This is a genomic window from Blastococcus deserti (assembly GCF_042682525.1).
Classification (GTDB): Bacteria; Actinomycetota; Actinomycetes; order Mycobacteriales; family Geodermatophilaceae; genus Blastococcus_B; species Blastococcus_B deserti.
In genome coordinates this window covers 134,729-143,727 of sequence record NZ_JBHUHP010000011.1, presented here as the reverse complement: position 1 = coordinate 143,727, position 8,999 = coordinate 134,729, and the positions used below count along the sequence as shown (strand labels likewise).

General features: G+C 73.1%; 8 protein-coding genes. 1 reads left to right on the top strand and 7 read right to left on the bottom strand.

Going from position 1 to position 8,999, the window contains the following annotated elements; translation table 11 throughout:
* The 6 genes from ACFSHS_RS13670 to crcB all read right to left on the bottom strand — a co-directional run.
* A partial coding sequence (locus ACFSHS_RS13670; protein ID WP_376876859.1) for a HAMP domain-containing protein occupies positions 1–860 on the bottom strand: 860 nt, incomplete at its 3' end.
* A gap of 317 nt (positions 861–1,177) precedes the next feature.
* The gene (locus ACFSHS_RS13665) at positions 1,178–2,791 is read right to left on the bottom strand and encodes a methyl-accepting chemotaxis protein (RefSeq protein ID WP_376876856.1); all 1,614 of its coding nucleotides are present in this window, start codon (positions 2,789–2,791) and stop codon (positions 1,178–1,180) included.
* A 331-nt stretch (positions 2,792–3,122) separates the two neighbouring features.
* Entirely contained in the window at positions 3,123–3,866 is a 744-nt protein-coding gene (gene otsB, locus ACFSHS_RS13660) for a trehalose-phosphatase (RefSeq protein ID WP_376876853.1), read from the bottom strand.
* Positions 3,863–5,353: an alpha,alpha-trehalose-phosphate synthase (UDP-forming) gene (locus ACFSHS_RS13655; protein WP_376876850.1), complete on the bottom strand. Its 1,491-nt coding sequence runs from the start codon at positions 5,351–5,353 to the stop codon at positions 3,863–3,865. The genes otsB and ACFSHS_RS13655 overlap by 4 nt, the downstream gene beginning before the upstream one ends.
* Before the next feature lie 59 nt (positions 5,354–5,412).
* Complete coding sequence (locus ACFSHS_RS13650) at positions 5,413–5,763, bottom strand: fluoride efflux transporter FluC (RefSeq protein ID WP_376876847.1); 351 nt, start codon at positions 5,761–5,763, stop codon at positions 5,413–5,415.
* Entirely contained in the window at positions 5,760–6,131 is a 372-nt protein-coding gene (gene crcB, locus ACFSHS_RS13645; protein ID WP_376876844.1) for a fluoride efflux transporter CrcB, read from the bottom strand. Before crcB ends, ACFSHS_RS13650 begins: the two co-directional genes overlap by 4 nt.
* A 100-nt stretch (positions 6,132–6,231) precedes the next feature.
* Here crcB and ACFSHS_RS13640 point away from each other — a divergent pair, with 100 nt between their 5' ends.
* On the top strand, positions 6,232–7,344 hold the full coding sequence (locus tag ACFSHS_RS13640) for a CaiB/BaiF CoA transferase family protein (protein WP_376876841.1): 1,113 nt from the start codon (positions 6,232–6,234) through the stop codon (positions 7,342–7,344).
* Between the two features lie 62 nt (positions 7,345–7,406).
* Here ACFSHS_RS13640 and ngg read toward each other — a convergent pair.
* A partial coding sequence (ngg, locus tag ACFSHS_RS13635; protein WP_376876838.1) for an N-acetylglutaminylglutamine synthetase occupies positions 7,407–8,999 on the bottom strand: 1,593 nt, incomplete at its 5' end.

The window sequence follows — 8,999 nt, the reverse complement described above, 5'->3', positions numbered from 1 at the left end:
GACGCCGCCACCGCATCCGCCGACGCCACCACCGACGACAGCACCTCCCGCAGGCTCGCCTGCGCCGAGTCCAGGGCAGCCGCCATCCGGCCCACCTCGTCACCGGAGCTGACCCCGGTGCTGATCGTCAGGTCGCCGGCTGCCATCGCCTCGGCCGTCGCCTGCACCGACCGGACCGACCGGGTGAGACGCCGCACGACCAGGAACGTGAGGACCGTCGCGACCGCGACGGACGTGAGCGCCGTGACCAGCAGGGTCGTCACGGCCGAGTCCGCTGCCTCGGCGGCGGCCGTGTTCCGTGCGGCGGCCTGCTCCGACTGCGCGACGCCCTCGAGCTCCAGGTCGTCGGCGACGATCTGGAGGAACGGCTGCAGACGCTCGGACTGCACCCGGGCGAAGGCGACGAAGTCGCCGCGATCGGCGGCGGGGAAGAGCTCGGCGTGCGCGAGCTCGACGAAGTCCTGCCGGGCGGCAACCATGCGCTCCATGGCCTCCGGGTCGACGACGAACGGCTCGTAGGCCGCCAGGCCGGCCTCGAAGTCCGCGGTCTTCTCCTCCATCTGCTCGAGCAGTTCCGCCCGGCGCTCCGGCGAGGACACCGCGTACTCGAGGGTCCGGGCGCGATGCGCGGCATGCGCGCGCTGCACTTCGGAGAGGGCGTTCAGCGGCTGCAGGTTCTCCGTGTAGATCTGCTGCTGATGGTCACGCATCTCGCTGATCCGGGCGACGGCGAGCGCGTTGGTGCCGAGGACGACGACGGCGAGCAGTCCGACGACTGCGCCGATCTTCGCGCCGATCGGCCGGTCGGCGAACCATCCACCCGGTCGCCCGGATCGGGTGGTGCGGGCGGGGACGGTCATTGCGGCTCCAGGGATGAGTGCGGGTCTTCACGGCGGTGCACAGCCGGGAGACGCCGTCGTCCCGACTCGTGTTTCTCGTGTGCGGACGAAGAGTGACGCGCAACTCCTTGCTTTCCCCGCGATTTCCCAGCGTGTCGTGGGAATCACCGGAAATAGGTGGGCAACCGCCTTTCTCCGGTGGTCATGTCGACAATTCCTGGGACGCCTGTCGCCGATCTCGACGGGATGGGAGAGCCGAGGACGGGAGGAGCGCACGACCACGTCGGTCGTGCGCTCCTCGTCGGTTCCCGGCCGTGCCGGTGGGCTCCCCGGCCGGCTCAGTAGCTGAACCTGCCGACGGTGGTGCGCAGGTCGGCGGCCATCCGGGAGAGCTCGTCGACGGCGGTCCGCGTCTGGGTGAGCGCCTGGGTGGTGGACTCCGCGGCGGTGGAGACCCCGGTGATGTTGGCCGCGATCTCCGTCGTCCCGCCGGCGGCCTCCTGCACCGACCGCGACATCTCGTTGGTCGTGGCCTCCTGCTCCTCCACCGCCGAGGCGATGGTGGTCTGCCGGTCGGAGATCTGCCCGACGATCGCCGAGATCTCCTCGATCGCCGCCACCGCCGACCCCGTGTCGCCCTGGATGGCCTGCACCCGGCGGGCGATGTCCTCGGTGGCCTTCGCGGTCTCCTGGGCGAGTTCCTTGACCTCGTTGGCGACCACCGCGAAGCCCTTGCCCGCCTCACCCGCGCGGGCGGCCTCGATGGTGGCGTTGAGCGCCAGCAGGTTGGTCTGCTCCGCGATCGAGGTGATCACCTTCACCACGTTGCCGATCTCGGCGGAGGACTCGCCCAGCTTGGCCACGGTGGCGGTGGTGGTGGCGGCGGCGGTGACGGCCTTGGCGGCCACGTCGCTGGCCTCGGCGGCGTTGCTGGCGATCTCCCGGATCGAGGCGCCCATCTGCTCGGCACCCGCGGCGACGGTCTGCACGCTGCGCGACACCTCCTCCGCGGCGCTCGACACGACACCGGACTGCGCCGAGGTCTCCTGCGCCGACGCCGAGATCTGCGCCGAGGAGGCGCTGAGCTCCTCCGACGACGCCGCCACCGCGTCCGCCGACGCGACGACCCCGGAGAGCACCTGCCGCAGGCTGGCCTGCGCCACGTCCAGTGCGGCGGCCATCTGACCGAGCTCGTCGTTCGACGTGACGCCGGTGGGCACCGTGAGGTCCCCGTCCGCCAGGGCCTCGAGGGAGGCCTTCACGGAGCGGACGGGTCGGGTGATGGAGCGCAGCGTCAGGATGCTGAGGGCGATGACGACCACCAGGCCGGCCACGACACCGACGAGCGTGATGGTCTCCGCCGTGTCGACAGCGTCGGCCAGGTCGGCATGAGCTCCGTCGCTGGCCGCGGCCAGCGCGTCCTTCGCCGCACTGACGGCCCCGTCGGTCAGATCGTTGGCGACCTGGATCTCCTCCCAGCGGATGCGCGTGCCGGCCTGGTCGGCGACGGCCGACTCCACGAAGGCCTTGATGGCGTCGGTGTACTCGCCGTAGGTGTCCATGAGCGCACCGACCGCCTCGGCAGCCGGCGGCACGTCCGCGAGGTGGATGGTGGACAGCTCCTCGAGGAGCTCCTCGGGGGTGGCGATGTCGTCGGCCAGCTCGGCGAGCTGCTCGGACGGGTCCTCCCGCACGAGGGCCTTGTAGCCGTCGACCTTGAGCTCGCTGGCGCGGGTGTCGAGCTGCAGGACGATCGCTTCGGCATGGGTCACGTGTCCGAGCTCGGCCTCGGCCTCGCGAACGGAGGCGTTCCCGTTCAGCACGGAGAGGAGCAGGTTGCCGAAGGCGAGGACGACGACGCCGATCAGGACGCCGAACTTCACGGCGAGTGGACGGTTCGCGAACCATCCGCTCGCGGATGCGCCGGTTGCGGGCGCGGGACGAGCATTCATGACCATTCCTCGGGTTGTACTGACGCGTGAGAGGAAGTGTGGAAGGAGCGGGCGGAACGCAACGGTTCTCGGCGGCGGTGAACCACAATCCGTCGAGATATGTGTGCGACCACGCTTTCGTCCGTCGACCTGTCGACACGGATGGACGAGGCGGAATGGCCCCCTCGGAAAATGCGAGGAGCTGCGGCTGGAGGGTCTGTCGGAAATACCGCAGGTCAGGACGGGGCCGATCCCCGGGGGCGACCGCTACCCCCCGTTGGCCGCACATCTCCGCGACCGGCCGACCGTCGCGGTGACCGCGCCCAGCGGAGGCTGCGCGACACGCCGGACGTCAGCCGAGCAGCTCCGCCAGTCGTCCCAGCACCGCCACCGCACCGGCGGGGTCGGTGACCCGGTGGCGGGCCGCGGTGGCGCCGTCCCCGATCTTGACCGTGACGTCACCGGGACCGAGCGCCCGGAAGGCGTCCTCGTCGGTGACGTCGTCACCCAGGTAGACGGTTCCGGCTGCGTCCAGCTCGGCGACCAGTCGGAGCAGGGCGCTGCCCTTGTCGGCGTCCGTGACGGCCAGCTCCAGCACGTCCTTGCCCGGCTTCAGCGTCAGTGACGAATCCGCCTCCCCCCGTGCCCGCTCCAGCACCGCGGCAGCCGAAGCGCGGTCCTCGACCAGCCGGACGTGGACGGCGACGCTGGCCGGCTTGACCTCGAGCCAGGCGCCCTCGACGTCGGCCACCACCGGCTCGAGACGGCGGGCCAGGTCGTCGCGGCGGGCGGCCAGTTCACCGGTGAGCGGACCGTCGAACTCGGCGCCGTGGCTGCCGACCCACCGGTACGGGCCGGTCAGCCCGCTCGTCGTCCGCAGGTCGGCCACGCCGCGGCCGCTGACCAGGGCGACCGTCACGCCGTCGACCGCGGCCAGGCGGGCCAGCACCTCGGCCACGCCCGGTTCCGGGACCGCCGCCGACGGCTCGTCGCGCAACCTGGCGAGCACGCCGTCGTAGTCGCTGGCGACCAGGAGCGGTCGCCGGGCGGCGACCGCGGCCAGTGCCTCGTCGAGCTCGGCCGGAAGCGCCGTCACCCCTGGGCACCGCCCTGATCGCCGGACAGCGGAGCCGTCGTGCGGCCGGCCTCGCGGCCGACCGGCTGCCCGGCCGCCTGGGCCCGCAGGGCGTCGAAGAAGGAGCTCGCCCAGTGCTCGAGGTCGTTCCTGAACAGATGCCGGCGCATGGCCCGCATGCGCTTGGCGGCCTCGGCCGGCTCGATGCGCAGCGCCCGGAGCAGCTGGCTCTTCACGCCGGCGATGTCGTGCGGGTTCACCAGGAACGCCTGCCGCAGCTCCGCCGCTGCCCCGGCGAACTCGGAGAGGACCAGGGCACCGCCGAGGTCACCGCGGGCGGCGACGTACTCCTTGGCGACCAGGTTCATCCCGTCGCGGTAGGGGGTCACCAGCATGACGTCGGCGGCGCGGTAGAGAGCGGCCAGCTCCTCGCGGGGCATCGACTGGTTGAAGTAGTGGACCGCGGGGCCGGCGATGGAGCCGAAGACGCCGTTGATGTGGCCGACCTGCTGCTCGATGGTCTCGCGCATGTGCACGTAGTGCTCCACCCGCTCGCGGCTGGGCGTCGCGACCTGGACGAGGACGGTGTCGGGGGCCTCGACCGCGCCGTCCTCCAGCAGCTCCTGGAAGGCGGAGAGCCGGACGCTGATGCCCTTGGTGTAGTCGAGCCGGTCGACGCCCAGGATGATCTTCGACGGGTCACCGAGCTCGGTGCGGATCTCCTTGGCGCGCGCCAGCACCTCGGGGGAGCGCGCCAGCTCGTCGAACGCCTTGGCGTCGATCGAGATCGGGAACGCGCGGGCCGCGACCGTGCGGCCGTCGTACTCGATGACCTGACCGCGGGCGGGCAGGTCGTGCAGCCGGCGGGCGAGCTGCACGAAGTTCGCCGCCGCGGCGGGGCGCTGGAAGCCGACCAGGTCCGCGCCCAGCAGGCCCTCGACGATCGCCGAGCGCCAGGGGAGCTGGGTGAACAGCTCGTACGGCGGGAAGGGGATGTGCAGGAAGAACCCGATGGTGAGGTCGGGCCGCTGCTGGCGCAGCAGCGCCGGGACCAGCTGCAGCTGGTAGTCGTGCACCCAGACGATGGCGTTCTCCGCGGCCACGGTCGCCGTGCGCTCGGCGAAGCGCTTGTTGACCTGGACGTAGGTGTCCCACCAGGTCCGGTGGTACTCCGGCTTCTCCACGACGTCGTGGTAGAGCGGCCACAACGAGGCGTTCGACATGCCCTCGTAGTAGCGGTCCACCTCCTCCTCGCTGAGCGCGACCGGGATCAGCGACATGCCGCCGGACTCGAAGGGCTCCGGTGCGTCGCCGGCCGACCCCGACCAGCCCACCCAGGCACCGCCGCGGCCCGCGACGAACGGCTCCAGCGCCGTGACCAGGCCGCCGGGGCTGCGCTGCCACCGCGTCTCGCCGTCGGGACCGGTGACCTGGTCGACCGGCAGCCGGTTGGCCACCACCACCACGGGGCTGTCCGCCCCGACGTCCCGCGCCGTGTTGTCCGCCATACCGCCCCCGACCCTACTGACGGCGGTCGCGTTCCGCCCTCCGGGTCGCCGGAGAGCGGTCAGCTCGCCAGCGCGTACCCCGCGGCGGCCGTGGCGAGGCCGAGCACGAGGGTCGCGCCCACGTACGCGAGCGCCCGGCCGAGGCCGCGCTCCTCCAGCAGGCGGACGACGTCGGCGCCGAAGGTGGAGAAGGTTGTGAGCGTGCCGCAGAAGCCGGTCCCGACCATCGCCACGGCCCACGCCGGCACGTCGGCCGTGCCCATGAGGACGCCGAGGAGTGCGCTGCCGGCCACGTTGACCGCCAGGGTGCCCCGGGACGGATCCCGGCCGCGCCGCGCGGCCAGGCGGAGGACCAGCAGGCGCAGGGGGGCACCGACCAGGGCACCGGCGGCCACCAGCAGCGGCGTCACCGGGTCGCCCGACCCACGACCGAGGCTCCCAGCGCGACTGCCAGGACCCCGCCGACGACGGAGGCGACCACGTAGCCGGCGGCCAGGGCCGGCGCTCCGTCGTCCACGAGGCGGACGACCTCGACGGCGAAGGTGGAGTACGTCGTGTAGCCGCCCAGGACCCCGACGGCCAGGAAGGGCCGCGCCCAGGAGGGCTCGGGGGAGCGGGACGCCAGGCCCGCGAGCAGCGCGCCGAGCAGCAGGCAGCCGGTCAGGTTGACCAGCAGCGTGGCCACCGGCCAGCCGCCGGGGGAGGGAAGACCCTCGGCCAGGCCCCAGCGGGCGAGGGCACCCAGCGCACCGCCGAGCGCCGCGAGCACGTAGGCCATCGGCGCCGGACCTCCCTCGTCTGTCTCCGCGTCCCGTCGGGCAGCATGCCCGGAGGAGGGTCGCACGACGGCGGTCCGGTGCCGGGGAGGGTGCGAGGGGATGGCAGGACACGGGGCAGGGCCGCTGCAGGGCGTGCGCGTGGTCGAGTTCGCCGGCCTCGGGCCGGGTCCGTTCTGCGGCATGCTGCTGGCCGACCTCGGCGCCGACGTCGTCCGGATCGACCGCCGCGGCGCCCGCGGCGGGCTGATCGGCGCCCTCGGGGCCACGTCGCTGCTCGACCGCGGCAAGCGCTCCATCGCGCTGGACCTCAAGGACCCCGACGACCTCACCGTCGTCCGCGCGCTGGTGGAGCGGGCCGACGTCCTGCTGGAGGGCTTCCGGCCCGGCGTCATGGAGCGGCTGGGCCTGGGACCGGACGAGCTGCTGACGCTCAAGCCGTCCCTCGTCTACGGGCGGATGACGGGCTGGGGGCAGACCGGACCGCTCGCGACCACCGCCGGCCACGACATCGGCTACATCGCGCTGACCGGGGCGCTGGGCGCCACCGGACGGCCCGACGAGCGCCCCGCCCCGCCGATGAACCTGCTGGGTGACTTTGGCGGCGGGGGAGTGTTCCTCGCACTGGGCGCCGTGTCCGCCCTCCTGCACGCCCGGGCGACCGGGCAGGGCCAGGTCGTCGACGCCGCGATCGTCGACGGCACCGCCGTCCTCACGACGATGATCCACGGGATGCTCGACGCCGGCGTCTGGCAGGACCGGCGCGGGGTGAACCTCCTGGACACCGGGGCGCCGTTCTACGACGTCTACCGCTGCGCCGACGGGCGGTTCGTCGCCGTGGGGGCGCTCGAGGAGCAGTTCTACGCCGCGCTGCTCGACGGCCTGGGGCTCTCCGGCGACGAGTCCCTGCCCGACCGCACCGATCCGCGGCGGTGGGCCGCGCTGCGCGACCGGTTCGCCGAGGTCTTCGCCTCCCGCACGCGCGACGAGTGGTGGCAGGTCTTCGCCGGCACCGACGCCTGCGTCGCCCCGGTGTGGTCGCTGCTGGAGGCCACGCGGGACGGGCACAACCAAGAGCGGGGCGTCTTCGTCGAGGTCGACGGCGTGCGGCAGCCCGACGTGGCCCCGCGGTTCTCCGCGACCCCGGGCTCGGTGGGCCCCGTGCCCGCCCCCGGCCAGCACGACGCCGAGATCCGCGCCGAACTCGGGCTGTGAACCCGCTTTCCGTACCGAAAGCCGGCCTCGCCCGCGCAGCTTTCGGTACAGAAAGCTGGGGATCAGCGGCGGCGGGTCTCGGGGAACAGCAGATCGACGAAGCGCTCCACCACCGGTTGCGGCTCGTGGTTGGCCAGGCCGGGCCGCTCGTTGGCCTCGATGAACACGTAGTCCGGCCCGTCGACCGCGGGCACCAGGAAGTCGATGCCCGTCACCGGGATGCCGAGGGCCTCGGCGGCACGCACCGCGGCCTCCGCGATCGTCGGATGCAGCCGCTCGGTGACGTCCTCGATCGTGCCGCCGGTGTGCAGGTTCGCCGTCCGCCGGACGGGGATGCGCTCGCCGTGGGGCGGCACGTCCTCCATCGCGAAGCCGGCGTCGGCGACCACCTCTGCGGTGGTGTCGTCGAGGGGGATCCGGGACTCGCCGCCGGTGGCCCGTTCCCGCCGGCGGCTCGTCTCCCGCACGAGGTCGACGACCGGGTGCCGGCCGTCGCCGATCACCTCGGCCGGACGACGGACGGCGGCGGCGACGACCTCCCGATCGATGACGACGACCCGCAGGTCGTCGCCCTCGACCAGCTCCTCGACGAGGACGTCGGGGCAGAAGTGGAGAGCCTGGGCCACCGCCCGCTCCAGCCCGGCCTCGCCCTTGACACCGACGGTGATGCCGCGGCCCTGCTCCCCACGGGCGGGCTTGACGACCACCTGCCCGACGTCGGCCAGCAGAGCCCGGGCATCGGCCAGGTCCCCCTCGCCGGCGAGCGCCCCGCGCGCGACGCGGACGCCGGCCCGTCGCATGATCCGCCGGGTGACCCGCTTGTCGTCGCACCGGCTCATCGCCACCGCCGTGGTGAACTCCGACAGCGATTCCCGCGTCAGCACCGACCGGCCACCCACCGTCAGCCGCATCTCGCCCCAGTCCGCATCGGTGACCTCGACGCGGATCCCCCGCCGCAGCGCCTCGTCCGCGATGATCCGCGCGTAGGGGTTGAGGCTCTCCAGGCCCGGCGGCCGGGACGCGAACAGGGGCGTGTTGATCGGGTTCTTGCGCTTGATGCAGACGGCGGGGACCCGGGCGAAGCCGAGCTTGCGGTAGAGCTTGATCGCCGGGGTGTTGTCGTGCATGACCGAGAGGTCGAGGTAGGCCCGGCCCCGGCCGACGTACCGCTCGACCAGGACCCGCACCAGCGCCTCCCCCGTCCCCGGGGGCGCGTCCTGCTTGTCGGCGACCAGGCACCAGAGGCTGGTCCCGCCCTCCGGGTCGCCGAAGGCCAGCACGTGGTCCACCCCGGTGACCGTGCCGACGATCCTCCCGGTGCGGGTGTCCTCGGCGACCAGGTAGGTGAAGGTGCGGGTGCGGTGGTTGGCCCACATCGTCGCGGCGTCGCCGGTGACCATGCCGTTGCGGGCGTAGAGCTCGTTGATCCGGTCCATCTCCGCCGCCGAGGTCACCGTGCGCACGAAGACGCCTCGGATCACGTCGGGCCGCGTGCGGTACCGGTGCAGGTCCAGCCGGTAGGTGAGCGACGGATCGATGAAGAGCTCGTCCGGAGCCATCCCGACGAGCACCTGCGGGTCGCGCGGGTAGACGCAGATGTCCCGCCGTCCGGTCTCTTCGCCCCGCAGCGCGTCCACGATGCCGCGCAGGTCGCG